At 73.2% G+C, this 25,029-nt stretch carries 17 protein-coding genes; 8 read left to right on the top strand and 9 right to left on the bottom strand.

All coding sequences use genetic code 11. The features are described 5' to 3' along the window. Nucleotides 1-1,392 (bottom strand): hypothetical protein, encoded by a 1,392-nt coding sequence (locus ACQB60_RS08055; protein ID WP_496925131.1) that lies wholly within the window; start codon nucleotides 1,390-1,392, stop codon nucleotides 1-3. 113 nt (nucleotides 1,393-1,505) lie between these two features. Between ACQB60_RS08055 and ACQB60_RS08050 the strand changes: the two genes are divergently transcribed. Beyond that, a complete protein-coding gene (locus ACQB60_RS08050) occupies nucleotides 1,506-2,837 on the top strand; it encodes a molybdopterin-dependent oxidoreductase (RefSeq protein WP_496925130.1) in 1,332 nt (443 codons plus the stop codon). 322 nt (nucleotides 2,838-3,159) lie between these two features. Here ACQB60_RS08050 and ACQB60_RS08045 read toward each other — a convergent pair whose 3' ends face one another. The 3 genes from ACQB60_RS08045 to ACQB60_RS08035 all read right to left on the bottom strand — a co-directional run bounded on the left by ACQB60_RS08045 (nucleotide 3,160) and on the right by ACQB60_RS08035 (nucleotide 5,773). After that, nucleotides 3,160-4,140, bottom strand: coding sequence for a class I SAM-dependent methyltransferase (locus ACQB60_RS08045; protein WP_496925129.1), 981 nt, complete (start codon nucleotides 4,138-4,140; stop codon nucleotides 3,160-3,162). Further along, nucleotides 4,137-4,802 carry a TIGR04282 family arsenosugar biosynthesis glycosyltransferase gene (locus ACQB60_RS08040; RefSeq protein ID WP_496925128.1) on the bottom strand — a complete coding sequence of 222 codons (666 nt, stop codon included), beginning with the start codon at nucleotides 4,800-4,802 and terminating at the stop codon, nucleotides 4,137-4,139. Before ACQB60_RS08040 ends, ACQB60_RS08045 begins: the two co-directional genes overlap by 4 nt. A 119-nt stretch (nucleotides 4,803-4,921) precedes the next feature. Continuing rightward, nucleotides 4,922-5,773, bottom strand: coding sequence for a glycosyltransferase family 2 protein (locus ACQB60_RS08035; RefSeq protein WP_496925127.1), 852 nt, complete (start codon nucleotides 5,771-5,773; stop codon nucleotides 4,922-4,924). Between the two features lie 126 nt (nucleotides 5,774-5,899). Between ACQB60_RS08035 and ACQB60_RS08030 the strand changes: the two genes are divergently transcribed. After that, nucleotides 5,900-6,697, top strand: coding sequence for a response regulator transcription factor (locus tag ACQB60_RS08030; RefSeq protein ID WP_496925126.1), 798 nt, complete (start codon nucleotides 5,900-5,902; stop codon nucleotides 6,695-6,697). A 2-nt stretch (nucleotides 6,698-6,699) separates the two neighbouring features. Beyond that, on the top strand, nucleotides 6,700-7,806 hold the full coding sequence (locus ACQB60_RS08025) for a sensor histidine kinase (protein WP_496925125.1): 1,107 nt from the start codon (nucleotides 6,700-6,702) through the stop codon (nucleotides 7,804-7,806). 18 nt (nucleotides 7,807-7,824) lie between these two features. Here ACQB60_RS08025 and ACQB60_RS08020 read toward each other — a convergent pair whose 3' ends face one another. Together ACQB60_RS08020 and ACQB60_RS08015 are read right to left on the bottom strand one after the other, a co-directional pair. Then, entirely contained in the window at nucleotides 7,825-8,829 is a 1,005-nt protein-coding gene (locus ACQB60_RS08020; protein WP_496925639.1) for an NAD-dependent epimerase/dehydratase family protein, read from the bottom strand. 105 nt (nucleotides 8,830-8,934) lie between these two features. After that, complete coding sequence (locus ACQB60_RS08015) at nucleotides 8,935-10,722, bottom strand: pectate lyase-like domain-containing protein (protein ID WP_496925124.1); 1,788 nt, start codon at nucleotides 10,720-10,722, stop codon at nucleotides 8,935-8,937. A gap of 318 nt (nucleotides 10,723-11,040) precedes the next feature. Here ACQB60_RS08015 and ACQB60_RS08010 point away from each other — a divergent pair, with 318 nt between their 5' ends. After that, nucleotides 11,041-13,839: an alpha/beta hydrolase gene (locus ACQB60_RS08010; RefSeq protein WP_496925123.1), complete on the top strand. Its 2,799-nt coding sequence runs from the start codon at nucleotides 11,041-11,043 to the stop codon at nucleotides 13,837-13,839. Between the two features lie 53 nt (nucleotides 13,840-13,892). Here the strand turns inward: ACQB60_RS08010 and ACQB60_RS08005 are convergent, their stop codons facing one another. Together ACQB60_RS08005 and ACQB60_RS08000 are read right to left on the bottom strand one after the other, a co-directional pair. Further along, a complete protein-coding gene (locus tag ACQB60_RS08005; protein WP_496925122.1) occupies nucleotides 13,893-15,629 on the bottom strand; it encodes a pentapeptide repeat-containing protein in 1,737 nt (578 codons plus the stop codon). 126 nt (nucleotides 15,630-15,755) lie between these two features. Then, a complete protein-coding gene (locus ACQB60_RS08000) occupies nucleotides 15,756-17,984 on the bottom strand; it encodes a TerD family protein (protein WP_496925121.1) in 2,229 nt (742 codons plus the stop codon). Between the two features lie 27 nt (nucleotides 17,985-18,011). Between ACQB60_RS08000 and ACQB60_RS07995 the strand changes: the two genes are divergently transcribed. After that, nucleotides 18,012-19,061 (top strand): protein kinase family protein, encoded by a 1,050-nt coding sequence (locus ACQB60_RS07995; protein WP_496925120.1) that lies wholly within the window; start codon nucleotides 18,012-18,014, stop codon nucleotides 19,059-19,061. Here ACQB60_RS07995 and ACQB60_RS07990 read toward each other — a convergent pair. After that, a complete protein-coding gene (locus tag ACQB60_RS07990) occupies nucleotides 19,048-21,414 on the bottom strand; it encodes a beta-galactosidase (RefSeq protein WP_496925119.1) in 2,367 nt (788 codons plus the stop codon). The genes ACQB60_RS07995 and ACQB60_RS07990 overlap by 14 nt on opposite strands. A gap of 222 nt (nucleotides 21,415-21,636) precedes the next feature. On the opposite strand from ACQB60_RS07990, the gene ACQB60_RS07985 reads away from it, so the two are divergent. From ACQB60_RS07985 to araD, 3 genes are read left to right on the top strand one after another with little or no spacing between them, the layout of a single operon-like run. After that, nucleotides 21,637-22,305, top strand: a complete 669-nt coding sequence (locus ACQB60_RS07985) for a GntR family transcriptional regulator (RefSeq protein WP_496925118.1) — start codon at nucleotides 21,637-21,639, stop codon at nucleotides 22,303-22,305. Then, complete coding sequence (locus ACQB60_RS07980; RefSeq protein WP_496925117.1) at nucleotides 22,302-23,213, top strand: dihydrodipicolinate synthase family protein; 912 nt, start codon at nucleotides 22,302-22,304, stop codon at nucleotides 23,211-23,213. The genes ACQB60_RS07985 and ACQB60_RS07980 overlap by 4 nt, the downstream gene beginning before the upstream one ends. After that, nucleotides 23,210-24,958, top strand: a complete 1,749-nt coding sequence (gene araD / locus ACQB60_RS07975; protein WP_496925116.1) for an L-arabinonate dehydratase — start codon at nucleotides 23,210-23,212, stop codon at nucleotides 24,956-24,958. Before ACQB60_RS07980 ends, araD begins: the two co-directional genes overlap by 4 nt. Nucleotides 24,959-25,029: the final 71 nt, after the last annotated feature.

Here is a 25,029-nt window from a genome sequence, read left to right as displayed (position 1 = left end):
TCACCAACCCGTCAACAGCAGGGAGTTGAGGAGCAGGGCCAGTGCCGCCTGCGCGGCCAGCCAGGCGCGTGGGTGCGTCAGGAACGCGCCCGCCGCCAGGAGCCACGCCGCGAACGGGAGCCAGATCCGCTCCGTCTCCGCCTTGCTCATCCCGGACAGGTCGGCCAGGAGCAGCGCCACGGCCGCCGCGGCGACCAGGACGGCCAGACGGCGCTCGGGGGAGGACAGCGGGATGCGCAGGTTGGTCGCGGTGCGGCGGAGCGCGGCCGCCGTCGCCGGGCCCACGAGCAGGGCCGTACAGGCGAGGTTGGCCCACACCCAGTAGCCGTAGGGGCGGATGCCGCCCGCACCCTGGTGGTAGCGGTCGACCAACAGGCGGTACGCCTCCCACCAGTTGAAGCCCGCGAGCGTGAACGCCAGCGGCACGACGGCCAGTCCGGCCAGGACGTACGGGAGGGCGCGCAGGCGGTGGGCGCCGGCGCCCAGGAGGAGCGTGGCGGCGGCGATCACCGCGAAGAGCGTGAGCCCGTACGAGAGGTAGCAGGTGAGGCCGGAGAGGAGGCCCGCGGCGCATCCGGTGAGGCGGGGGCGGCGGCCCGTCACGGCCAGCGCGAGGAACGCGACCGCCCACGCCGCGACCGCCGTGAAGTAGCCGTCCGCCGACGTGCCCATCCACACGGCTGCGGGCGCCAGGACGAGGAACGGCGCCGCCCTGCGTGCGAGCGCCTCGCCGGCGAGGGCGCGGACCGCGACCAGGACCGCGGCGCCCGCCGACGCCCCGACGGTGATGCAGAAGACCCCGGCCCACGCCCCGCCGCCGAGCCCCACGCGGTCCAGGAGCACGAACGTGAGCGTCGCCGCCGGAGGGTGGCCCGCCACGTGCGGGGGCCAGTGGTCGGGGGAGTTCAGGAGGATGTGGCCGGTGAAGCCCCGCAGGGTCCCGGGGATGTCCTGGAAGCGGTCGATGACCTGCAGGTACTCGTACCTGGTGGTGAGCCGGTCCGCGATGCCGCGACGCCAGCCGTCGATGAGCGCCAGGGACCAGGTCCACGCCATGGCCGTGCCCCAGGCGACCGCGAGCAGCGGGCGCCACGGGAGCCGGGCCGCCAGGCGCGGTCCGTACGCCACGACGGCGGCCGCGACGAGGACCGCCGCGGGGGTGCCAGGACCGACGTGCGGGCCCCAATTGGCGTACAGGGGCGGCCAGCCGACGTGCAGGGTGCCGTCGCGGCGTTCGATCGCGGTGCCGACGAGGGCGGCCGTCGTGACGAGGGCGACGGCGACCGCCGCGGCCCACAGGTCGCGGGCCAGGTCGCGGGAGCGGGCGCCTGGGGTGTCAGGGGTGTGGGTGTCGGAGGCTTCGGGGACGGGGCGGGGAAGATCGTGGGGCACGGGGGAACGCTAGGACGCGAGAGGGGGCTGACGGGGGCCACACGTGCGGATGTCAGTGTTTCGTCATGTGTTCCGGAGCCCTTTCGGGGGTCCGCCCGGCCTACGGTCGGCGCATGTCACGGTTGTCGAGTCGGCTCTTCTCGTCTTCGTCTTCGTCCTCGTCCGCGTCTTCGCTCTCCCCCTCGTCCCCGGGTTTCTGGCGCAGTCCGCTGCGCGGTCCGTGGTTCACGTCGGTCCTCGGCGTCGTGCTGCTCCTCGGGATCACGGTGCTGTTCCTGACGGGCCTGTTGTCGTACGCGGCGTACAACCCCGATCTGTCGCCGGTCAACGACAAGACACCGGACAAGGGGCTGCTCGGCTTCTATCTCTTCCCCTGGCCGACCCGCCCGTCCTGGCTCTACCGCCTCACCCAGGGCGTGCACGTCACGCTCGGCGTGACCCTGATCCCCGTACTGCTGGCCAAGCTCTGGTCCGTGGTGCCCAAGCTGTTCGCGCTGCCGCCCGCGCGCTCGCTCGCGCACGCGCTGGAGCGGCTCTCGCTGCTTCTGCTGGTCGGCGGGGCGCTGTTCGAGTTCACGACGGGCGTGCTCAACGTCCAGCTGGACTACGTCTTCCCGGGCTCCTTCTATCCGCTGCACTTCTACGGGGCGTGGGTGTTCTTCGCCGCGTTCGTCGCGCATGCGGTGCTGCGGGTGCCTGCCGCGGTGCGGAATCTGCGGGAGATGCGGGCGGGGTCCCCCCAAGAGGCCGCGGAGGCGGAGGGTTCGCTGGTGTCGCCGCGGCCCGCGGGCGCCACCGTGTCGCGGCGCGGGGCGCTGTGGTTCGTCGGGGGCGGCTCGCTGCTGCTGTTCGCGACCACGGTGGGACGGAGCTTCGACGGGCCGCTGCGGCGGACGGCGCTGCTCGCGCCGCACGGCGGTGCCGATCCGGGGAGCGGGCCCGGCGGCTTCCAGATCAACAAGACGGCCGCGTCCCGGGGGATCAGCGCGGCGGAGACGAGCGACGAGGCGTGGCGGCTCGTCGTCGAAGGGCCGCGCGGACGGACCGTCCGGCTCAGCCGGGCGCAGCTGCTCGAACTGCCGCAGCACGAGGCCGGGTTGCCCATCGCCTGCGTGGAGGGGTGGTCGACCTCCGACCAGGCGTGGCGGGGCGTGCGGCTGCGTGACCTGGCCGCGCTCGTCGGCTACGAGGCGGGCTCGGCGCCGGGCGTGCTGGTGGAGTCGCTGCAGCGGCGCGGCTCGTTCCGGCGGGCGGCCCTGCGCGCCAACCAAGTACGCGACCCGCGTGCCCTGTTGGCGCTCGACGTCAACGGCGCGCCGCTGACCCCGGACCACGGCTACCCGGCCCGGATCATCGTGCCCGCACTGCCGGGTGTGCTCAACACGAAGTGGGTGTCGCGGCTGACCTTCGGTGATCCGGCCGGGCAAGGGCGAGGAGGACTGTGATGCGACGTCAGGTGCGGCATCCGAAGGCGGGCAGCCCGCTTCAACTGCTGTTGCTGTGCTGCTCGTTCGCGCTGGCCGCGTACGCGGGGGTGCGGCTCCTGGAGGGGGACTGGTTCCAGGTCGCGCTGTGGTTCGTGGGGGCGGCGCTGATCCATGACCTCGTCCTGCTGCCGTTGTACGCGGCGGTGGACCGGGCGGCCACGGAGGTGTTCGGCGCGGTCGGGCGCCGCGAGTGGGTGATGTACGTCCGTGTCCCGGCCGCCTTCTCGGGTCTTCTGTTGCTCGTCTGGTTCCCGCTGATCAGCGGCCGGGTGGCGGACCGTTACGCGTCGTCGACCGGGCTGTCCGGGGACGGGTTCCTCGCCCGCTGGCTGCTGATCACGGCCGTGCTCTTCGGTGGCTCCGCGCTGCTGTGGGTGGTGCGGTCGCTGCGCTCGCTGCGGCTGCGCAGGGCCACGAAGCGGCGGTCGCCGGCCGCCCACTGATCCACGGGGCACCAGCCGAGGGGGCGGGCGTACCGGAGGAGGGCCGGGGTGCCGAGGCGGGCCCAGGGGAAGGGGGTGCTCGGGGTGGGAGTGGGGGTGGCGGTGGGCGTGGGGGCGGATTCGGGCTCGGGTCCGGACCCGGACCCTGCAAGGGGGCCGACGAGGCGGACCGTTGCCCGCTCGTCGATGTCCGCGGGTGCCGTTTCGGCGATCAACAGGCCGCCTGGGGCGAGGAGTTGGGCCAGGCGGCGGAGGAGGGCGGCCGGGTCGCCGCCGATGCCGAGGTTGCCGTCGGCCAGCAGGGCCGTGCCCCAGCGGCCCTCGCCGGGGAGGGGCGCGAAGACGGAGCGCAGCAGGGCGTGTCCGCCGAGCCCGACGGTGTGGGCCACCGCCGCCTCGCTCACGTCGATGCCGAGCGCGGCCTCGCCCCGGGCGGCGAGCTCCGCGACGAGGCGGCCCGGCCCGCAGCCGACGTCGAGGACGGCGCCCTCGCACCGGTCCAGGAGCTCCAGGTCCACCGCGTCGGCGCGGGCGCACCAGCGCTCGACGTCCAGGGGCAGCAGCCAGCCGTCGCCGCGGCGCAGGAAGAGGGGGCCGCGGCCTGTTCGCAGGGCATCGGAGTAGGGGTCGGCGGCCCAGCTGGGTCCCGTGGCGTCCGGTCCGGTGCTGCCGTGGCCCGTGCTGCTGTGGCCCGTGCTGCTGTGGCCCGTGCTGACCGGTCCGGTGCTGTCGGGTCCCGTGCTGTCGGGCCCGGTGCTGCCGCGGCCGGTGGGGTTCTGGCTGGTGGCGGGGGCCCGCACCTCGCTCGCCGTCCTCATCGGCCGGTCCGCCCGCCGACCGCCCCGAGCCGGGCCAGCGCCGCGGCGAACCGGCCGTGCGGGGCCGTCGCGGCGACGGCCGTCGCGTCCGCCGCCGTGTCCACGTCGCGCAGCCGCGGCAGGTCGCGCACGCGAAGGCCCGCGGCGACGAGCCGGGCCCGCTGCACGGCGCCGGTGTCGGGCGCCGACATCGGGACGCCGAGCAGCAGCCGGGGGTCGGGCTCGGCCAGGCCGAGTGCCCAGAAGCCGCCGTCCTCGGCCGGGCCGAAGCAGGCGTCGTACCCGCGGCCGTACCCGCCGTCGTACCGGTCGCCGTATCGACCGTCGTGCTGGCCGTTGGCGAAGTCCACGGTGAGCAGGTCCGGTGTGACCTGCGGGGTGTCCATGCCGATCAGCAGGGCGGGGCCGTCGCAGGCCGCGAACGCCGCGGCGAGGCGTTCGTCGAGGCCGCCCGCGCACTGCGGGACGACGTCGAAGCCGGGCGGCAGCCAGGGGCCGGGCGTTCCGTCGAGGACCAGGACGCGGCGGCGGGCGGGGGTGGCGGCGACTGCGCGCAGCGTGTCGCGGAGCGCGGCCTCGGCCAGCTCCGCCGCCTCTTCGGGGGTGAACGGCGGTGTGAGCCGGGTCTTGACCCGCCCCGGCCGCGGTTCCTTGGCGATCACGAGCAAGGTGGTGGACGGGAGAGCGGGCGGGGTGGCCGGCGGAGCGTCAGGCGCAGTGTCAGGAGGGGCGACCGGTGGGTTGACCGATGGGGTGACTGGCGGGGTGACTGGCGGGGGTGTCATCGGCGCGGTTCCTTCGTGGGGTGGGGTGAGGTGACGGGGGTCGCGTCGGGCTTCGGGTTCGCGCCGGGTTCGGGGGGTGCGTCGAGCTCCGGAGCCCCGTCGGGCTCCTCGGCCAGGACGCGGCTCATGTCGCGCACCGCCTGCCAGGTGCCGCGCCAGGTGCCGGTCACCTTGGAGGCGCCGGAGCGCGGCAGGTACGGGACGTCGTGCTCGGTGACGCGCCAGCCCGCGTCGGCGGCGCGCACGACCATCTGCAGCGGGTAGCCGCTGCGCCGGTCGGTGAGCCCGAGGGCGAGCAGCGGTTCGCGGCGGGCGGCGCGCAGCGGGCCGAGGTCGCGCAGCCGCAGGCCGGTGCGGCGGCGCAGCATCAGGGAGAGCGCGGCGTTCCCGGCGCGGGCGTGCGCGGGCCAAGCGCCCCGGCCCTGCGGGCGTCGCCGTCCGAGCACCAAGTCGGCCTGTCCTGACTGCACTTCGCGTACGAAGGGGACGAGGAGGCCCGGGTCGAGGGAGGCGTCGCAGTCGCAGAAGCAGACGATGGGCGCGGTCGCGGCGGTCAGGCCCGCGTGGCAGGCGGCGCCGAAGCCGCGCCTCGGCTCGTGCACGACGGTCGCGCCGAGCTCGCGGGCGAGGTCGGGGGAGCCGTCGGTGGAGCCGTTGTCCACGACGAGGGGGCGCCAGCCGGGCGGGATCCGCTCGAGGACCCAGGGGAGGGCCTCGGCTTCGTTCAGGCAGGGGAGGACGAGGTCGACGAGGTCGACGACGTCGGCGCCCTCGGGCCCGGCGCCCTGCGACCCGGCGCCCTCGGATCCGGGGCCCTCGGATGGGGAATCGGATGGGGAAGAGGTCATCACGGCTCTCACCCTACGAACGCAAAAACCGCATACCGGACTACGGCTCCTTACGAAACACGGACGTCGGTCCGTACGGGCGGCCGGTGGCCGACGCGGTGCGGCGGCGGGTGCGAGGCTGGGGGCATGGAGCAGCAGCACGATGTGGAGGGGGTCCCCGTCGACCCCGAGTACGCCAACCCCAACCCCAGCCTCGCCCCGGACCCCGCCCGCATCCTCGTGGTCGACGACGACCCCACCGTCGCCGAAGTCGTCACCGGCTACCTCGAGCGCGCCGGGTACGTCGTGGACCGGGCCGGGGACGGACCCGGGGCGCTGGACGGGGCGGCCGCCCACTGGCCGGACCTCGTGGTGCTCGATCTGATGCTGCCCGGGATGGACGGGCTGGAGGTGTGCAGGCGGCTGCGTGCGCGGGGGCCCGTCCCGGTCATCATGCTCACCGCGCGCGGTGACGAGGACGACCGGATCCTCGGCCTGGAGGTGGGCGCGGACGACTATGTGACCAAGCCCTTCAGCCCCCGGGAACTGGTGCTCCGCGTGGAGTCGGTGCTGCGGCGCACCCGCCCGTCCGCCAGGGACGCGGGCGCGCACGCGAGCGCCCGGCCCCTCGGCGCGGCCGGGCTCACCCTCGACCCGGAGGCCCGCCGCGCCGCCAAGCACGGCGGCGAACTCGCCCTCACCCTGCGCGAGTTCGACCTGCTCGCCTTCTTCCTGCGGCACCCCGCCCGCGCGTACAGCCGAGAGGATCTGATGCGGGAGGTGTGGGGGTGGGACTTCGGTGACCTGTCGACGGTCACGGTCCACGTCCGGCGGCTGCGCAACAAGGTCGAGGACGATCCCGCCCGGCCCCGGCTCATCCAGACGGTGTGGGGCGTCGGCTACCGCTTCGACCCCGAGGGCGCCGCCGGCCCGGAGGTGGCCTGACCGTGCGCGACACCCTTCTCATCGCCCTGTTCGCCTTCCTCGGCGCCGCCGCGGCCGGACTCCTCGGCGCCGGGGCGCTGTGGCTGCTGCGGCGCCGCTCGCTGACGGCCTCGCTCGCCGTCGTGGCCGCCGTCGCCGTGGGCGCGATGTTCGCGGGCACGCTGGCGGTGGCGCAGGCGATGTTCCTCTCGTCGCACGACCTCACCGTGGTCACGACGGTGGTCGCCATGGCGGCGGTCGTCTCGCTGGTCACCGCGCTGCTGCTCGGCCGGTGGGTGGTGGGCCGCAGCCGCGCCCTGACGCTCGCCGCGCGCTCCTTCGGCGACGAGGGCGGCTTCACGGCCCCCTCCGGCCCGGCGACGGCCGAACTGGCCGCGCTCAGCCGCGAGTTGGCGGCGACCAGCGCGAAGCTGACCGAGTCCCGGGAACGGGAGCGTCTCCTGGAGACCTCGCGGCGCGAACTCGTCGCCTGGATCTCGCACGACCTGCGCACGCCGCTCGCGGGTCTGCGGGCGATGGCCGAGGCGCTGGAGGACGGGGTCGCCGCCGACCCGGACCGCTACCTCCGGCAGATCCGCACCGAGGTCGAGCGCCTCAACGGCATGGTGGGCGACCTCTTCGAACTGTCCCGCATACACGCGGGCGCCCTCGCCCTCGTCCCCTCCCGGATCTCCCTGTACGACCTGGTCGGGGACGCCCTCGCGGGGGCGGACCCGCTCGCCCGCGAGCACGGGGTGAGACTCGTCGGCGACCGCGTCGAGCCCGTCCCCGTGGACGTGGACGGCAAGGAGATGAGCCGCGTCCTCGGCAACCTCCTGGTGAACGCGATCCGCCGCACCCCCGCCGACGGCACGGTCGCCGTCACCGCCGAGCGCGCCCCCGACGGCGTGGTCCTCTCCGTCTCGGACGGCTGCGGCGGCATCCCCGAGGAGGACCTGCCCCGCGTCTTCGACACGGGCTGGCGCGGCACCCACGCCCGCACACCCCCGGCCGGCGCGGGCCTCGGCCTCGCCATCGTCCGCGGCATCGTCGAGGCCCACGAGGGCCGCGCCACGGTCCGCAACATTCCCGGGGGTTGCTGCTTCGAGGTCACGCTGCCCGTGGGGTAGAGCAGGGGCGTCCCCTCCTCACTCCCCGCGCAACCCCGCTTCCCCCGCGAACTCCCGCATCCCCTCCGCGAATCCGACCTCCGCCTTCCAGCCGAGCTCCGCGCGCAGGCGGGCCGAGTCCGCCGTGATGTGGCGGACGTCGCCCAGCCGGTACTCGCCCGTCACCACGGGGGCCGGGCCGCCGTGTGCCGCGGCGAGTGCCCCGGCCATCTCGCCCACCGTGTGCGGGTCTCCGCTGCCGGTGTTGTAAGCCGTCAGTACGCCGTGGGGGCCGTCCGCCTCCAGAGCCGTCGCGTTGGCCGCCGCCACGTCCCGTACGTGGACGAAGTCCCGTCGCTGGCCGCCGTCCTCGAAGACGCGCGGGGCCTCGCCCCGGGCCAGCGCCGAGCGGAAGAAGGAGGCGACTCCGGCGTACGGGGTGTCGCGGGGCATCCCGGGGCCGTACACGTTGTGGTAGCGCAGCGACACCGCCGTGCCGTCCGTCGCGCGCGCCCACGCCGCGGCCAGGTGTTCCTGGGCGAGCTTCGTCGTGGCGTACACATTGCGGGGGTCCAGCGGGGCGTCCTCCGCCACCAGGCCCGGGGTCAACTCCCGTCCACAGGAAGGGCAGTTCGGCTCGAAGCGGCCCGCGCGCAGGTCCGCGGCCGAGCGGGGGCCCGGCCGCACCACGCCGTGCTCCGCGCAGGCGTACCGCCCCTCCCCGTAGACCACCATCGACCCGGCGAGGACCAGCCGTCGCACCCCTGCCTCCGCCATGGCCGTGAGCAGCACCGCGGTGCCCAGGTCGTTGCGCGAGACGTACTCCGGCGCGTCGGCGAAGCCGGTGCCGAGGCCGACCATCGCCGCCTGGTGGCACACGGCGTCCACCCCGGCGAGAGCCCGTGCGACCGCCGCCCGGTCGCGCACGTCCGCCGCCGGGTCCGCGCGCACGTCGAACACGACCGGCTCGTGCCCGCGCGCCGCCAGCGCCTCGACGATCTGCGACCCGATGAACCCGGCACCGCCGGTGACCAGTACCCTCATGACCTTCATGGGGCCCAAGGTAGGGCGGCGCCCCGCCCCACCCCAGGACCACGGCCGTCACGTCACCGCTCCGTAAGGTCCGCCCGGCGGCAGGGAGTCGGTGAGTCAGGGATACGACACCACCGTCGACGGCACCGTGTTCGTGCCCGACGTCGGGGCGCCCGTGTCGTTGATGACGCGCTCGTACTGGCCCTTGCCGCCGAGCGAGACCACCAGCAGGTTGTGGAACTTCACGCCCGGCGCGTTCGGCGCCGCGAAGCCGTGGTGCTGCACGATCGTCGGGTCGACGTTGTAGTAGCAGTAGCTGCCCAGGCCCCACGCCTCGTGCGCGGTGACGGAGTCGGCGACCTTGTAGGCGGCGAAGCCCTTGACGGAGCCGTTCTGGATCGCCGCCTGGTCCGGGGCGTCGTACGCCTTCTCGTTCTGGAAGAAGATGGTGCGCCCGCGCTGGCCGTGCCACTGCACGTCGTACTTGTTGAAGTGCTCCACGAACAGGCCGGTGGCGAGGACGTCGTCGCCGTTCACGACGACGCCGTAGTCGGCCCGGTTGGTGTCCCAGCCGACGCCGTCGCCGTGGTCGGCGCGCCAGACCCAGGTGTGGTCGACGATGGTGTGCCTGCTGTTGATCACCATGCTGGTGGTGGCCTTGCCCGCGCCCGCGCCGCCGATGCGCACGAACACGTCCTGGACGGTGGTGGGGTTCCCGGAGTGGTCGGCGGACGCGCCCTCGGGGCCGACTTCGAGCAGCGTACGGGAGTTGGCGGAGCCCGCGTCGATGAGGAAGCCCGCGAGGCGCACCCCGTCGACGTCGGCGGTCTTGAGAGCGGTGACGCCGCCGTCGGGCACGAGCGTGGCGTAGCCGAGGCCGAGGACGACGGTGCCCGCGCGGTTCACCTGGAGGGGCTGGTCGAGGTGGTAGATGCCGGGGGTGAGGAGCAGGTGGAGTCCCTGTGCGAGCGCTTGGTTGAGGGTCGTGGCGGAGTCGGCGGGCTTGGCCACGTAGAAGTCGGTCAGGGGCAGTGAGGTGCCGCGCGGGGTGCCGTTGCCCCAGGTGACGCCGCGCGCGTTGGTCCGCTTCTCGGGCAGGAACACGCGGTAGTCGGAGCCGTCCAGGTAGAGGAAGGGCTTCTCGCGGGAGACCGGGGTGGTGTCGAGCGTCGTGTACGGGGGGTCGGGGAAGCTCTGCGCGGGCGCGCCCTCGATGCCGGAGAACACCATGTTCCACACGGCGTTGCGCCAGCCGCCGACCGCGCTGTCGCGGGTGTACCACTGCTGCTGCGAGTACGGGCCGACCTCACCGTCGACACGGCTGTCGGCGATGTAGCCGCCGCTGGCCCAGCCGTAGCCGTCGGGCGCGAGGTTGAGGCTGCCGCGCACGTGCATGCGGCGGAAGGGCGCGGCCTGCGCGACGGCCCAGCGGTTGGTGCCGTTGGCGGGGACGAGGGCGAGGTTCTCGGCGGAGCGCCAGAAGTTCTGGGTGGCGTTGCCGTTGAACCAGCCCGCGTCGACGGTGACGTCTCCGTTGAAGGTGGTGTCGTCGGGGGAGAGGCCGAGGCCCGCGATGGACATGTAGAAGCCGAGCTGTGCGTTGAGGCCGTTGTAGGTGCCGGGCTTGAAGAGCAACGCGTAGCGGCCGGGGCCGAATTGGGCCGACTCCTGCTGCTTGAAGATCTCGTCGAGCTTGCCCTGGATGCCGGGCGTGCCGGGGTCGAAGACGAGGACGTTGGGGCCGAGGTCGCCGCCGCCGGGCAGGGCGCGGGGTCTGCGGCGGGCGGGGGCGGAGGTGGAGGAGGAAGCGGGGGCGGTGGTGGCTGCGGCGGTGCCTACGGTCGCGGCCGTCGCCGCCGCTGCGGCTCCTGCCAGCACGGTCCTGCGGGACGGAGAAGGGGACATGGGGCGGCTCTCCTGGTTCAGGAAGTGAACGGTGGGGGTTGTGAGAGCGCTCTCTCGCCGCTGAATGCTTCATCCGCGTGAACGCCGCGTCAAGAGTTCCGGCACAACTTCCCCTCCTGAAGCGGGAGTTGTCCTGGTCTTGCCTTCAAGAAGTGCGCGAGTAACAAGTGCCCGCCTTCGCGCCACACTTCGCGCCATCTCATGACAAGAGGCAACGGGAGGGCCGCAGTTGACGTCCTCGTGGACGCAGAGGGGCACGTGAGTTCGTCTCAGGTGCCCTCAGGTGCCTTCGGCTGATGAAGGAAGAGGAGGACCACGTTGAGACGTGGCTCAAGAGTGGCGACGACGGCCCTGGTGGTGCTCGCGCTCGCCGCGGTGTCTCCAGGGCTTGCGCAGGGGCAGCCCGCCACCGGCCCTGCGGCGGGCCGTATATCCGCCGACACCGGCGACGGCCTGCCGGCCGGCTGGGACATCGAAGGCAGCGGCGCCGCGCGGCAGTTGGTGTGGACGGCACCGAAGCCGCAGCCCGTGGGGAACTCCCGCGTCGAGTTCTACGCCGGGAACGACCTGCTGGGGCAGCCCGTCGCCGCCCCGGACCGGCGCACGTACCGGCTCCCGCTGCACGGCGCCGGCCTCGGCCCGGCCAAGGACCTGCGCGCCCTGGCCGGAGGGCGCCGCCTCGACGCGGCCGCCGGGCAGCCGGACGCCCGCACCCCCGGTCTCGCCCCGTCCGCGAAGCCCCCGACTCGCGGCAGCGCAGCGGACGTTGATCCCGGAAAGCCCGGCGACTACCGCACGGCGAGCGGCGAGTACACCCTGAAGTCCGTGCGCCTGCCCGGTTTCCCCGCGCCCGTGGAGATGCAGGCCCGCGTCATCGGCCCCGTCGACGCCCCCGGCAAGCGGCCGCTCGCGCTCTTCCTGCACGGCCGCCACTACACCTGCTACGGCGGCTCCGGCGACGGGGACGGGAGCGATCTCGGCTGGCCCTGCAAGGCGGGTGCCAAGCCCGTGCCCAGTTACGAGGGCTACCTCGGTGCCCAGAAGCTCCTGGCCTCCCAGGGCTACGTCACCGTGTCGATCTCCGCGAACGGCATCAACGCCCAGGACGGCGACGTGCCCGACGGCGGCGCCCAGGCCCGCTCCTCGCTGGTGCGCCGGCACCTGGCCCGCTGGGCGGACTGGGCCAAGGACCAGGGCGGCGCGCCGGACGCGGTGCGCGCCGTCGCCCCCGCCGACCTGGACCAGGTCCTGCTCGTCGGCCACTCGCGGGGCGGCGAGGGCGTCAACCGGGCGGCGCTCGACAGCCAGTACAAGCCGCCCGTCGACCAGGACGGCGCCCCGGGTCCGGTGCGCTGGAAGATCCGCGGCAACGTCCTCATCGGCCCCACCATCTTCGGGCAGAACCCGGCCCCCGACGTGCCCTCCGTGACGATCCTGCCGGGCTGCGACGGCGACGTGAACGACCTCCAGGGCGAGCTCTACACCGACGGCACGCGCGGCGTCAGCCGTGGCCGGGCTCTGCACAGCTCGGTCTACGTGGTCGGCGCGAACCACAACTTCTTCAACAGCGAGTGGACCCCGGGCCAGTCCCAGGCGCCCGCCGACGACGACTTCGGCGCCGGACGCGACCCGGTGTGCTCGGTCGGCAAGCCGACCCGGCTGAAGGCCACCCAGCAGCAGACCGTGGGCAACGCCTACATCGCCGCGGCCGCCCGCCTGTTCGTCGCGGGCGACGACCGGGCGCGGCCGCTCCTTGACGGCACCGGGCGCAGCATGCCCTCGGCCGGCCCGGCGCGCGTCCTGACCCACGCGGTCGGCGGCCACCGCACGACGGCCGTCCTGCCCGGCAGTTCGGTCTCCGTGCGCGGCGGCGGCCGCCTCTGCGCCCAGGTGAGCAACAGCCGTACCAGGTCCTGCCTGTGGACCGACGCGATCGGCTCCTCCCCGCACTTCGCGGCCTGGGACGTCGTCCCCGAGCCCGGCCGGGACGCGGTGGCGATGAAGTGGACGCGGGCGGGGGCGCCCTCGGCGACCCGCATCACCCCGGCCCGTCCCTTCTCCCTCGCGGGCGCCGACGCGCTGGCGCTGCGCGTGATCGTGCCGCCCAACACCACCGGCACCAAGCTGGACGTCGCCGTCACCGACGCGTCCGGCCGCACGGCGACCCTCGGCAAGACCACCGTCGACGGACTCCCGGGCAGCCGGCAGATCGCCGCCTACTGGGGCCGCGAGATCCGTGTCCCGGTGTCGGCGTCGGTCGGGGCGAAGGTCGACCTGGGGCACCTCAAGACCCTCCGCCTCACCCCGCGCAGCGCCAAGGGCACGGCGTGGCTGATGGACGCGTGGGGCTGGCGCCCCGGCACCCCGGCCGTCACGACCGCCGCCCTGCCGCGCGTCGACTTCGGCCGCCTCAAGGTCAAGGAGGGCGACTCCGGGGTGCGCACCTACCGGATGCCCGTCCGCGTATCGGGTCAAGGCGTGGGCCGCGTCCGCCTGTTCGTGCCCGAGCCCGGCTCGGACCGGACCACGTCCCGCACCGTGACGGTCCGCCCCGGCTCCCACGCCCTCGACGTGCCGGTCGAGGTCCGCGGCGACAAGCGCTACGGCTACGACGTCACGTACTCCGCGGGGGCCAAGGCCGTGCGCGGCGCCGTCGTCGGCTCCTACCAGGGCGGCGTGACCGTCCTGAACGACGACCCGCTGCCCAGGCTGACCGTGAAGCCGGTCGCCGGGACCGTCGTCGAGGGCAAGCGCCTGAAGTGGCGGGTGACCCTGGCGCACCCGGTCGACGTGGACATCCAGGGGCAGATCGGCTTCCTTCCCGTACGGAGCGGAGCCGAGCTCTCCACGAAGGACGTCGACCGCACCTGGCTGCGCGACAACCTCGGCCAGAAGCCCGACCCGGAGCGCGCCCTGTCGGCGATGCCGGACGACCCGACGCTCTTCGTGTCCGTCCCGGCCGGGAAGACCAGCGTCGACGTCTCGGTGCCCACCGCGAAGGACCGCGTCCGCGAACCGGCGGAGTCGCTGCGCGCCCGGCTGAGCCCGCTCGACCAGAACTACGAACCGCTGCCGGGCGGGCCGGAGTTCACGGGGAAGGTGAAGGACGCCTCGTAAGCCTGCCCGTCCCCACGACAAGGCGCCCGGTCCTCCCGGACCGGGCGCCTTGCTCACCGCTTGACCCGCCCCCGGACCGCGAGGGCCCCGAGACCCAGCAGGATCGGTTCGGAGAACCGCGACGCCATCTCGATGTAGTCGCCCGCGGTGGTCAGGTTCTGCTCGCTCGACCGGAAGACGACCGAGTTCAACGTGACCTTCAGCGCCTTCTCGAAGCGCTGCGTCGTGAACCGTTCGCCGGAGGGGTTCTCCGGGTCGTCCTCGTCGATCACGAAGGTGACCTTGCCGCCGCCGGCCGGGACGGTGCCGGTGGCCTCCTGTCGGGGCGAGTCCTGGGGCAGACCGAAGCCCATCATCAGCACGACGGTGCTCATCATCGCGAGGCCGAGCCAGCCCAGGGCGCGCGAGGCGCGCAGCCCGTACCCGGACAGCAGCCAGTACGCCTGGAGGAGCCAGCGCTCCGCCTCGCTCCACTTCCGGCTGTGCCGGCGCATCTCCATCTCGCCGTAATAGAAGTCGGCGGCGCCCGGTTCGTCCTTGGCGTCCTCGAGGGCCTTCCGCAGACTTCGGTAGATGGCGGCCGCCAACGCGAAGTCCCGGTGCCGTGATTCCCGGGCGGTGTTCCGCCGACCGCCCGCGAGGTGACCGCGACCCGCACGCCTGCGGAGAATTCCCTCTTCAGCGATGATCTGGCGTCTCGTCCAGTGGAAGGGGACGAATCCGTGGTGTCTCACCCAGCCCCGTGGGGTCGACGCGAATCTGCAGGCGCCTTCGATGCGGATCTGGTCGAGGTTGAAGGACGCGGAGAACTGGCACTCGGAGAGATCGACGTTCATCAGGCGCAGAAGCGAGGCGTCGACGGAGCCGACGCCGCGCACCTTGACGTCGTCGGTCACCCCGCGGACGGGATCCTCGCGGACGTCCTCTCCCCACACCTTGAAGGGGCGCCGCTGTCTGCCCACCGCGCAAGGCGCCGCGAGGGAGGCCATGTTCAGACTCACCACGGCATAGCGCAGGCGCAGGGAGCAGGGGGCGTCCCAGCGGGTGTCCTGACAGTTCACGTACGGGGCGCACAGGGCGAGCAGGGCCTGTTCTCTGAAGGCCGCTCCGCGCAGGTCGACCGTCTGGGCACAGACCAGCGGCCCGACCACCTGGGGCGTGACGAACTCCGACTTCCGCAGCAGCAGGTCGCTGTAGAACCAGGCGCGCGCCGCGTCCAGTCGTGCGCTGAAGACGGCGGAGACGAATCCGGCGACCCCGTGAAAGGTGGTCCAGTAGAAATTGGCGTGTTCTCCGCCGAACTCCGCGCCACTGAACCCCGCGTACCGCGCGAAGACCGCTCCGGCGAAGTCGCAGGAATCGATGAACTTCGCCCGCCTGAAGTAGGCGGCCGCCTCGAAGGCGGCGCCGATGAAGTTCGCTTCCGCGTGAAAGGTCGCGCCCTCGAAGCTTGCCGTACCGGTGAATCGCATTCCCTCGAAGTCGGCGGCCTCGGTGAAGACCGCACCGTCGAACGACGCGGAGCCGGCCTTCGGGGCATCGGTCGCCTGGTCGCGCAGCGAACGGACGAGCCGCGTCAGCAGGTCCGCGGTGAAGCGGGTGCCCCGGTGGTCGATGTCGCTGCCCGCGGACAGGGTCGCGAAGTGGTCGCCCGCCTGCTGTGCCGTCAGGTGGGCGAGGCACGCGCGGTACGGCTCGACCACGCGGCCCGGACAGGGGGAGGGGCCGTCCCCCTCGCAGTCGCGTGCGGGCGGCGGGCTCGGGTGCGGTGACGGCGGGGGCGCGGACATGCCCCTACGGATACCGCACCCGCCCCTGGAAGGAAGGAAGTTGGGGCGAGGAGAGCGAACGGACTAGCGTCATAGGAGTGTGAGAAGGAAGCCCGTTCATGGCCTCGCCCGAACTGAACCTAGCAGTCACTCCGGGATCATGTCGCGGAGATTTTCCGGGGTGAGGATCCGGGAGTCCGGGTGCAGGCCGTCGGGGCGCTCCAGGCCGATGTACGTGACCGGGGCGTCCGGGACCGTCCTGCCGTCCCACAGCTCCGTGACCGTGCCGCCGTCCGCCGCCATCAGGTCCGTGAGGTGGCGCACCGTGAGGTAGTCGCGCTCCACGACGCCGCGCAGCAGCGTCGCGACCGACACCTGGTTGCCCTCGACCCGGTTGGCCTCGGGGCGGCCCTTCAGATAGAGGTGCAGCCACTTCGCCCGCCACCGGCCGTCCCGCCCGCGCAGGAACACCAGGGGCAGCGCCACCCGGCCCGGACCGCGCAGCTCCGACTTCATGCGCACCGTCCGCGGCTCGAACGGGCGGCCCTGCTGGTCGGCACCGCGCAGCATGAAGCCGAAGAACGACTCCTCGGTCTCCTCGAAGCCCTCGCCCGAGAAGATGTTGACCTGCGGCACGATGAAGGTCCCGCGCACCGCCCCCAGCCGCAGGTTGATGAACTCCGAGGCCCCGTCCGGCGCCTCGGTGAGGTCCCCGGAGTGCTCGCCCTCGACATCGGAGAGCGCGGTGTAGGACAGCCACGACACGGTGCCGTAGCCCGCGTCGAGCAGCAGCGCCGACAGGTCGTAGTCGGTGTCGTACTCGGTCTGCTTCCAGTACACGAAGAAGCGCAGCAGCTCGCCGTCCACGGGCGAGAGGGAGCCGCGGGGCAGCACGCCGAGGCCCGCCGCGGTGGCCTTGCCGCTGAGCGGCAGCGCGATGTCCAGGACGTCCGGGTCGATCAACAGGCGGGCGGGGGAAGGGAGTCGGCGCCGTGTCTCCGCGTCGAGCGCGGCGATCAGCCGCTCCCGCTCCCGCGCCGGTACGGGCACGCGCGTGTCGGAGGCGACCCAGGCCCGGCCGAGCCGGTTGACGAAGACGCGCCGCGCGCCGCCGTCCGTGGCCTCGCTCCCGGTCCCGGTCTCGGCCCCGGTCCCGGCCTCGGTCGCGCGGTTGTGGAGGTGCTCGCGCACCGACAGCACGACGCGCCCCGCCACCAGCGGCGCGACCTCCTCGGCCGCGGCCGCCACGGCCTCGCGCTCGACCTCGTCACCGGCCAGGCGCAGCAGCCGGTCGAGGGACCGGAACAGCTTCCCGGGCGCCGACTTGAGGAGCCGCACGGCCGCGAGGACCTCGCCCCCGTCGAGCAGCTTCTCGACCTGGCTGTCGAAGGACGGCGCGGACTTCTCGCCCCGCGCGACGGCGAACACGTCGGCGGCGTGCGGCCAGCGCCCCGCGAACTCGTGCGGGTGCAGCCGCTCCCCGAGGCGCTTGAACGGCTCACGGTGCACCTGGACGTCGGCGAGCTTCGCGGGAGCGGCGGCGACCACCGCGTCCAGGCCCGCGAGCAGGGCGCGGCGGACCGGGCGGCGCAGTGCACGGAAACGGGTGGGCTCCTGGAGGGTCACGTCGCCGTCCGAGAGCGCACAGGCCAGGCGCAGCACGTCGGTGACGGTGTCGAGAAGGAGGCCCGAACCGGCGGACAGACGGGCGTGGTTGATGACGGCGCGGCTCTCCCGCACCGGGATCGCCTCGGGCTGCGGCCCGTCCACGCAGTGCCCGGCCAGGGCGGCGAGGTCGCGCAGATGGTCCTCGCCCAGCGGCGTGCCGCTCCCGGCGAGCGCCAGGTACAGGTCGCGGACCTCGTCGTCCCGGGCGCCGCCGAGGTGCAGGACCGTCACGCGGTCACCGGCGGCGGCGATCAGCCCGTCGTGGGCGGCGAGCATCTCCTCGTACGTGTGCTGGTAGCGGCCGTACGACGGCAGGGTCAGGAGATCGACGACACCGGTCTCCAGCTGCGCGCGGGTGCTCGCGCGCGTGCTCTCGTCCGCGAGCGCCCCGGCGATGCAGCTCATCCAGAAGTCGTACGTGTCCGGGACGTTGGCCGGGAAGTCGATGAAGTAGGCGTTGTGCCGGACGTGGTCGCCGACCAGCTCGCGGACGGTGCGCAGGGTGCGCTCGGCCGTGTCGACGACGACGTTCGCGGCCAGGCCGGACAGGTGCGCGAGCAGTTCTCCCGAGAGCTTGAACCCCACGGACAGGAGCGCGGCGTCGAACTGCCGTGCCGCGACGTCGCCTTCCCCGGCCGGGCCGGCGGGAGAGGGGATGCGGTGGGTGTGGCGGATGACCAGCTGTTCGAGTTCGAGAGGGTGGACCATGAGGGGGATCGTGGCAGAGGGGGACAGGTGAGCGCATTCGGGTTTCTGGGCGCACGCGGTGCCGCACACCGCACCGTGGGCACCCACCTCTCCCTGCTCAGCGACCGGCGCCTCGCGGAACGCGTCGCCGCCGCGGTCCCGCTCGGGGCCGGGATCGGTGGCCGCGCGGGGGAGCTGGACGTCGACGGGGTGCGGGTCTTCGTCAAGCGGGTGCCGCTGACGGACCTCGAACTGGAGCCCGCCCACGTGCGGTCGACCGCCAACCTCTTCGGGCTGCCGATGTGCTACCAGTACGGCGTGGGCTCGGCCGGGTTCGGGGCGTGGCGGGAGCTCGCCGCGCACGTCATGACGACGAACTGGGTGCTCGGCGACGCGTATGCCGGGTTCCCGCTGCTCCACCACTGGCGGGTGCTGCCCGACGCGCCGCCCGAGGGGTTCGTCGACGAGTTCGGGGGCGTGGAAGGTGCCGTCGCGCACTGGGACGGGTCGCGGGCGGTGCGGCGGCGCCTGGAGGCCATCGGCTCGGCGTCGTCGAGCCTGGTGCTCTTCCTGGAGCACGTGCCGCACACGCTCGCGGAGTCACTGCGCCGCCACCGCGGCGGATACGCGTGGGCGGAAGGGGAGTTGGGGCGGGGAACCGCCTTCATGAGCGCGAACGGCTTCGTCCACTTCGACGCCCACTTCGCGAACGTCCTGACCGACGGGCACCGGATCTGCTTCGCCGACCTCGGTCTCGCCCTGAGCTCCCGCTTCGAACTCGGTGCGGGAGAAAGGGAGTTCCTCGACCGGCACCTCCTCTACGACCGGTCCCACACCGTGAGCCACCTGATCCGGCACCATCTGCTCGACGGGGTCCTCGGTGACAGGGACCCCGAGGTCTTCCTCAGGGAGTGGATCGCCGGTCGGAGGCCCGACGGTCTGACCGCCGAGGCCGCCGGGATCCTCGACCGGCACGCTCACCACACGCTCGTTCTCCATGGCTTCCACCGGAGCCTGCTCACGCGGAGCAAGCAGACGCCGTTCCCCGCCACGGAGATCGAGCGCGCCCTCAACACCACCGTGGCTACGGCTGGTTGAGCTTCCACTGCTGACTCGCCGCGCCGCTGTCCGGCTGCTGCGTGACCTTCGCCCCGTCCGCCGTGGAGCCGCCCTCGACGCCGAGGACCTTGCCGCTGTGCACGTTGACGAGCTTCACGTGGCCGCCGCCCGCGTTCACCACGCGCCACTGCTGGTTCGCGCCGCTGTTGGAGGGCCACTGCACGACGGGGGCGCCGTCGGCCGTGGACGCGCCCTGGACGTCGGCCACATGGCCGGAGCGGACATTGGCGAGGGTGCTGCGGTCGTGGGCGCCGGTGGCCAGGCACCACTGCTGGTTGGCGCCGTCGCCCCGGGTCCACTGGACGAGCTGGACGCCCTGGGCGGTCGAGGAGTCGGGCACGTCGAGGACCTTGCCGCTCTTGCGGTTGGTCAGGACGTGGCGGGCCTGGAGGGTGCCCGCGAAGGCGATGGGGGCCGCCGACGTCTGGTGCAGGTCGAAGAGGACGATCTCGTTGCGGCCCTTCCTCAGCCAGGGTGCCGGACAGTACAGGCGCTGCTGCGGGCCCACCGACCAGAACCGGCCCAGATTGTGGCCGTTGACCCACACCACGCCCTTGGTCCAGGCGGCGAGGTCCAGGTAGGTGTCGCCGACCTTGTCGAGGGTGAGCGTGGCGCGGAAGAACTGGCCCCCTCGGTGCGGATCGCTGATCCTGGGGCGCAGGCCCGCCACGAACTTCTCGTCGACGGGCAGCCCGTACGTCTGCCAGTGCGTGAGCGGGCCGTTGAGGGCGCCCGCGTCGGTGAGGGAGACCTCGCCGGTGATGCCCTTGCGGTCGGCGATGGCGTGGCCGAAGTTGATGCGGCCGAGGCCCTCCACCAGGACGTCCAGGGTCACGTCGGCGTCCGCGTCTGTATCCGCATCCGCATCCGCATCCCCGTCCGCATCCGCATCCGCCGAGCCGAGTTTCAGGCTGCTGCCCGTCGTCACCCTGAGCGGCTCGGTGTACGGGGCGGGGAGCGCGGGCCTGCTGAAGCCGCCCTGGTAGGCGCCGTCGAGGTGGACGGTGGCGTAGTCGTGCAGGCCGGTGATGTTCAGGGTCGCGCCCGCGTACCCCTGCAGTGCGCGGCGGTAGAGCATGAAGCCGGAGTTCTGGCCGTAGCTCTCCATCGGCCGGGCGGTGACCGTCTGGGCCGGGGGCAGCGCGTCGGGGAGGTTGTCCCACAGCGACGCGAACGCCTTGGGGGTGACGGGACCCGGGGCGATCGTGGGGACGGGCGCGGGGATGTCGGGGAGCGGCTCGTCGAGGTGGGCGGCGATGAGGTCGCGGTAGGTCGCGTAGCTCTCGGAGGGGCGGCCCTGCTCGGTGATCGCGGCGGCGTAGTCGTAGCTGGTGATGTCCGGCGTGTAGTGGCTGCCGTCGTCGTTGGCGTTGGCCCCGGCCCAGTAACCGAAGCTGGTGCCGCCGTGGATCATGTAGATGTTGAACGACAGCTTGGACTCCATGAGCCCGCGCAGGACCGGCGACTTGTCCTTGCCGATCCCGCCGAAGACGGGGTCGCCCCAGGCGGTGAACCACCCGGCCCAGGACTCCCCGATGAAGGACGGCACCGCGGGGAAGCTGCCGCGGCAGTCGCCGATGGCGGCCGCGTCGCCGTCGGAGAGGCCGATGGCCCCGCCGGGCACGTTGGTGTGGTTGCCCTTGACCTGGCCGAGCCCGTCCTGGGTGTAGAAGGGGCCGGGGATCCCGGCGTCGATCCAGGTCTGGCGGATCTCGTCCAGATAGGTGGAGTCGTCGCCGAAGGAGCCGTACTCGTTCTCGATCTGCACCATCAGGACGGGGCCGCCGCCCGCGACCAGGAGCGGCCGCACGACCGGGGCGATCTTCTTGATGTAGCGGCGCACGGCCGCCATGTACGCCGGGTTCTGCTCCGTGCGCACGCGCAGCTTCGCCTGCGGGTCCTCGAGCAGCCAGGAGGGCAGCCCGCCGAGGTCCCACTCGGCGCACACGTACGGGCCGGGGCGCAGCAGCACCCACATGCCCTCCTCCTGGCACAGCCTGATGAACGCGGCGAAGTCGCGCCGGTCGGTGGTGAGATCGAAGACGCCGGGCCGCTCTTCGAGGTAGTTCCACATGAGGTACAGGGCGATGGTGTTCATGCCCATCGCCTTGGCCATGCGGATGCGGTGACGCCAGTACGGCACCGGGATGCGGCACGGGTGGAGCTCGCCGCTGCGGATCTGGAAGGGCTTCCCGTCGAGCAGGAACTGGCTGCCGTCGGCGGAGAAGCCGAAGGTGTGGTCGGCCGCGGCCGCGGCCGCCGGTCCGGCGGTGGCGAGCACTCCCGCTGCCGGGGTGAGGGCGGTGATGGCCAGGAACGTGCGTCTCTCCATGGGGAGCACTCCAGGTGGGGGTGTGAGTCACGTGGCCGTACGGGGCGAACCGGCTCCCGAGTCTCAACCGTTATCGCGCACGCGTCAACAGGATCGGACAGGAACGCTCAGATTGAATCAGGCCAACTGGCGTGCCTGGCATGGGTGTTGACGGAGCGCCAGTTGCTTCCTACCTTTCGTACGTCATATATGAGACGCCATATGTGAGCCGCCGAGGTGTGCATGACCGCCGTCCCCGTCCCGATCCCGTCCCGCACCCAGTTCGTGCAGGACGCGATCAAACACCGCATCCTGACCGGGGAGTTGACACCTGGTCAGGCGCTGGTCGAGACCGAACTGGCCGAGCAGTTCGGGGTGTCCAAGACCCCCGTCCGTGAGGCCCTCAAGACCCTCGCCGGAACCGGTCTCGTCGTGATGAGCCAGTTCAAGGGCGCGACGGTGCGCAGGGTCGACGCGGCGATGGCGCGCGAGGTGTACGACGTGCGGCTGCTCCTCGAACCCGAGGCGGTGCGCCGGGTGGTGCGCGCCGGGGTCGCTCTCGACGCGGCCCTCGACTCCGCCCGCGCGGCCCTCGCCCGCGCCGACGGGGCCGCCGACGCCGCCGAACGCTCCCTCGCCAACCGGGAGTTCCACCGCTCCCTCTACCTGCCGTGCGGCAACCCGCTGCTCGTCCGGATGCTCGACGAGGTGCGCGACCAGGCCGCCCTCGTCTCCGCCGTCGCCTGGGCCGGCGAGCCCTCGTGGGAGCGGGAGGCCGCCGAGCACCGCGAGATCCTGCGGCTCGCCCTGGACGGCGATGCGGACGGCGCGGGCGCCGCGCTCCACGCGCACATCGCCTCCTTCGTACGGCGGGCCTTCCCCGAGGCCCCGGACGAGGGGGCGCGGACGTGAGCGACGCGGCCTTCGACGACCGACGCGCGGCCCTGGCCGACGTCGTGGCGATTCCGGTGACCCCCTTCGCCGCCGACGGCACCATCGACCGGGACGCCCACCGGGCCCTGCTGCACCGCCTCCTCGACGGCGGCGTCCGCACCCTGACCTCCAATGGCAACACCGGCGAGTTCTACGCCCTCAGCCCCCAAGAGCGGCTCCAGGCAACCGAGTTGACGACGGCCGGGGCCGGGGCGCGCGCCACCGTCCTGGCCGGCGTCGGCCATGACCTGCCCACCGCCGTCGCCGCCGCCCGGCATGCCCGTGAGGCGGGCGCCGGGATGGTGATGGTGCATCAGCCCGTCCACCCGTATGTCTCGCAGTCCGGCTGGGTCGACTACCACCGGGCCATCGCCGAGGCCGTGCCCGAGCTCGGCGTCGTGCCCTACCTCCGCGACCCCGGCCTGCCCGGGGCGCGCCTGGCCGAGCTCGCCGGCCACTGCCCCAACGTCATCGGCGTGAAGTACGCGGTCCCGGACGCGGCCCGGTTCGCCGCCTTCGCGCGCGACGCGGGCCTGCACCGCTTCGTCTGGGTCGCGGGCCTCGCCGAGCCGTACGCGCCCTCGTACTTCTCCGCCGGGGCCACCGGCTTCACCTCCGGGCTCGTGAACGTCGCCCCGCACCTCTCCCTGCGCATGATCGAAACGCTTCGACGCGGCGACTACCCGGCCGCCATGAAGGTCTGGGAGCGGATCCGCCGCTTCGAGGAGCTGCGCGCCGCCCATGCCTCCGCCGACAACGTCGCCGTCGTCAAGGAGGCCCTCGCCGCCCTCGGCCTCTGCCGCCGAGACGTCCGCCCGCCCGGCAAGGTGCTGCCCGACGACCGGTGCGCCGAGGTCGCCGCCATCGCTACCGGGTGGTGCATATGAGCCAGACGGGACGCGCAGAACGCAGGAAGCGGCCCGAGGAGCTGCGCAGCCACCAGTGGTACGGCACCGAAGGCATCCGCTCCTTCAGCCACCGCGCCCGCACCCGCCAGCTCGGCTACCTCCCCGAGGAGCACCTGGGCAAGCCGGTCGTGGCGATCCTCAACACCTGGTCGGACATCAATCCCTGCCACGTGCATCTGCGCGACCGCGCCCAGGCGGTGAAGCGGGGCGTGTGGCAGGCCGGGGGATTCCCCCTCGAATTCCCGGTGGCCACGCTCTCCGAGACCTTCCAGAAACCGACCCCGATGCTCTACCGCAATCTCCTCGCCATGGAGACCGAGGAGCTGCTCCGCTCCTACCCGGTGGACGGCGCCGTCCTCCTCGGCGGCTGCGACAAGACGACCCCCGCCCTGCTCATGGGTGCCGCGTCGGCCGGGCTGCCCGGCGTCTTCGTGCCCGCCGGGCCGATGCTGCCCGGACGCTGGCGGGGCAAGGTACTCGGCTCCGGCACCGACATGTGGAAGTACTGGGACGACATGCGGGCCGGGCTCATCGGGGACTGTGAACTCGCCGAGCTGGAGGCCGGGTTGGCGCGTTCGCCCGGCCACTGCATGACGATGGGGACGGCCTCCACGCTCACCGCGGCGGCCGAGGCGCTCGGCGTCACGCTGCCCGGCGCCTCCTCGATCCCCGCCGTCGCCTCCGAGCACGAGCGGATGGCGGCGGCGAGCGGCCGCAGGATCGTCGAACTCGTCTGGCGGGACCGTACGTTGGGTGAGCTCCTCACCCCGGACGCCTTCGCGGACGCGGCGTTGACCGTCCTCGGCCTGGGTGGCTCCACCAACGCCGTCATCCACCTCATCGCGATGGCCGGACGCGCGGGCGTGCGGCTCACCCTCGACGACTTCGACCGCATCGCCCGCACCGTGCCGGTCCTCGCCAACGTGCGCCCCGGCGGCGGCCCGTACCTGATGGAGGACTTCCACTTCGCGGGCGGACTGCCCGGCTTCCTCTCCCGGATCCCGGACCTGCTGCACCTGGACCGTCCCACGGTGGCGCACGACTCGCTCCGCGACCAGCTCGCGGGCGCGGGCGTCCACGACGACGACGTGATCCGCACCCGCGCGCACCCGGTCGCCGCCGAGGGCGGCCTCGCGGTGCTGCGCGGCAACCTCTGCCCGGACGGCGCCGTGATCAAGCACATCAGCGCCGAGCCCCGGCTGCTCCGGCACACCGGCCCCGCCGTCGTCTTCGACGACTACCGGACCCTGCGGCGCACCATCGACGACCCGGACCTCGGCATCACCGCCGACAGCGTGCTCGTGCTGCGCGGCTCCGGCCCCAGGGGCGGCCCCGGCATGCCCGAGTACGGGATGCTGCCGATCCCCGAGCACCTCCTCAAGCAGGGCGTGCGCGACATGGTGCGGATCTCCGACGCCCGCATGAGCGGCACGAGCTACGGGGCCTGCGTGCTCCACATCGCCCCCGAGTCCCACGTCGGCGGCCCCCTCGCCCTCGTCCGCACCGGCGACCCGATCACCCTGGACGTCGCGGCGCGCAGCCTCCAACTCGACGTACCGGAGGAGGAACTGGCCCGACGCCGTGCCGCCTGGACCCCACCGCCCCAGCGGTACGCGCGCGGCTACGGCGCGCTCTACGACGAACAGATCACCCAGGCCGACACCGGCTGCGACTTCGCATTCCTGTCCAGACCGGGCGAGACACCGGAACCGTACGCGGGCTGAACCCGCGAGGCGGCGGACCGCCCCTCTCCCTCCTCCCCCTCCTCCCTTTCCTCCTCCGCACCCTCTCCTCA

Source organism: Streptomyces odontotermitis (assembly GCF_050510915.1).
GTDB lineage: Bacteria > Actinomycetota > Actinomycetes > Streptomycetales > Streptomycetaceae > Streptomyces.
Note: the sequence above shows the minus strand (reverse complement) of the source record. Positions and strands in the feature narration are given on the sequence as shown.

Bases quoted from the DNA above. Each gene is read 5' to 3' on its own strand.
- ACQB60_RS08030 (WP_496925126.1), top strand. From the start codon at position 5,900: ATGGAGCAGCAGCACGATGTGGAGGGGGTCCCCGTCGACCCCGAGTAC.
- ACQB60_RS08035 (WP_496925127.1), bottom strand. From the start codon at position 5,773: ATGACCTCTTCCCCATCCGATTCCCCATCCGAGGGCCCCGGATCCGAG.
- ACQB60_RS07985 (WP_496925118.1), top strand. From the start codon at position 21,637: ATGACCGCCGTCCCCGTCCCGATCCCGTCCCGCACCCAGTTCGTGCAG.
- ACQB60_RS08015 (WP_496925124.1), bottom strand. From the start codon at position 10,722: ATGTCCCCTTCTCCGTCCCGCAGGACCGTGCTGGCAGGAGCCGCAGCG.
- ACQB60_RS08000 (WP_496925121.1), bottom strand. From the start codon at position 17,984: ATGGTCCACCCTCTCGAACTCGAACAGCTGGTCATCCGCCACACCCAC.
- ACQB60_RS07990 (WP_496925119.1), bottom strand. From the start codon at position 21,414: ATGGAGAGACGCACGTTCCTGGCCATCACCGCCCTCACCCCGGCAGCG.
- ACQB60_RS08020 (WP_496925639.1), bottom strand. From the start codon at position 8,829: ATGAGGGTACTGGTCACCGGCGGTGCCGGGTTCATCGGGTCGCAGATC.
- ACQB60_RS08045 (WP_496925129.1), bottom strand. From the start codon at position 4,140: ATGAGGACGGCGAGCGAGGTGCGGGCCCCCGCCACCAGCCAGAACCCC.
- araD (WP_496925116.1), top strand. From the start codon at position 23,210: ATGAGCCAGACGGGACGCGCAGAACGCAGGAAGCGGCCCGAGGAGCTG.
- ACQB60_RS08005 (WP_496925122.1), bottom strand. From the start codon at position 15,629: ATGTCCGCGCCCCCGCCGTCACCGCACCCGAGCCCGCCGCCCGCACGC.
- ACQB60_RS08050 (WP_496925130.1), top strand. From the start codon at position 1,506: ATGTCACGGTTGTCGAGTCGGCTCTTCTCGTCTTCGTCTTCGTCCTCG.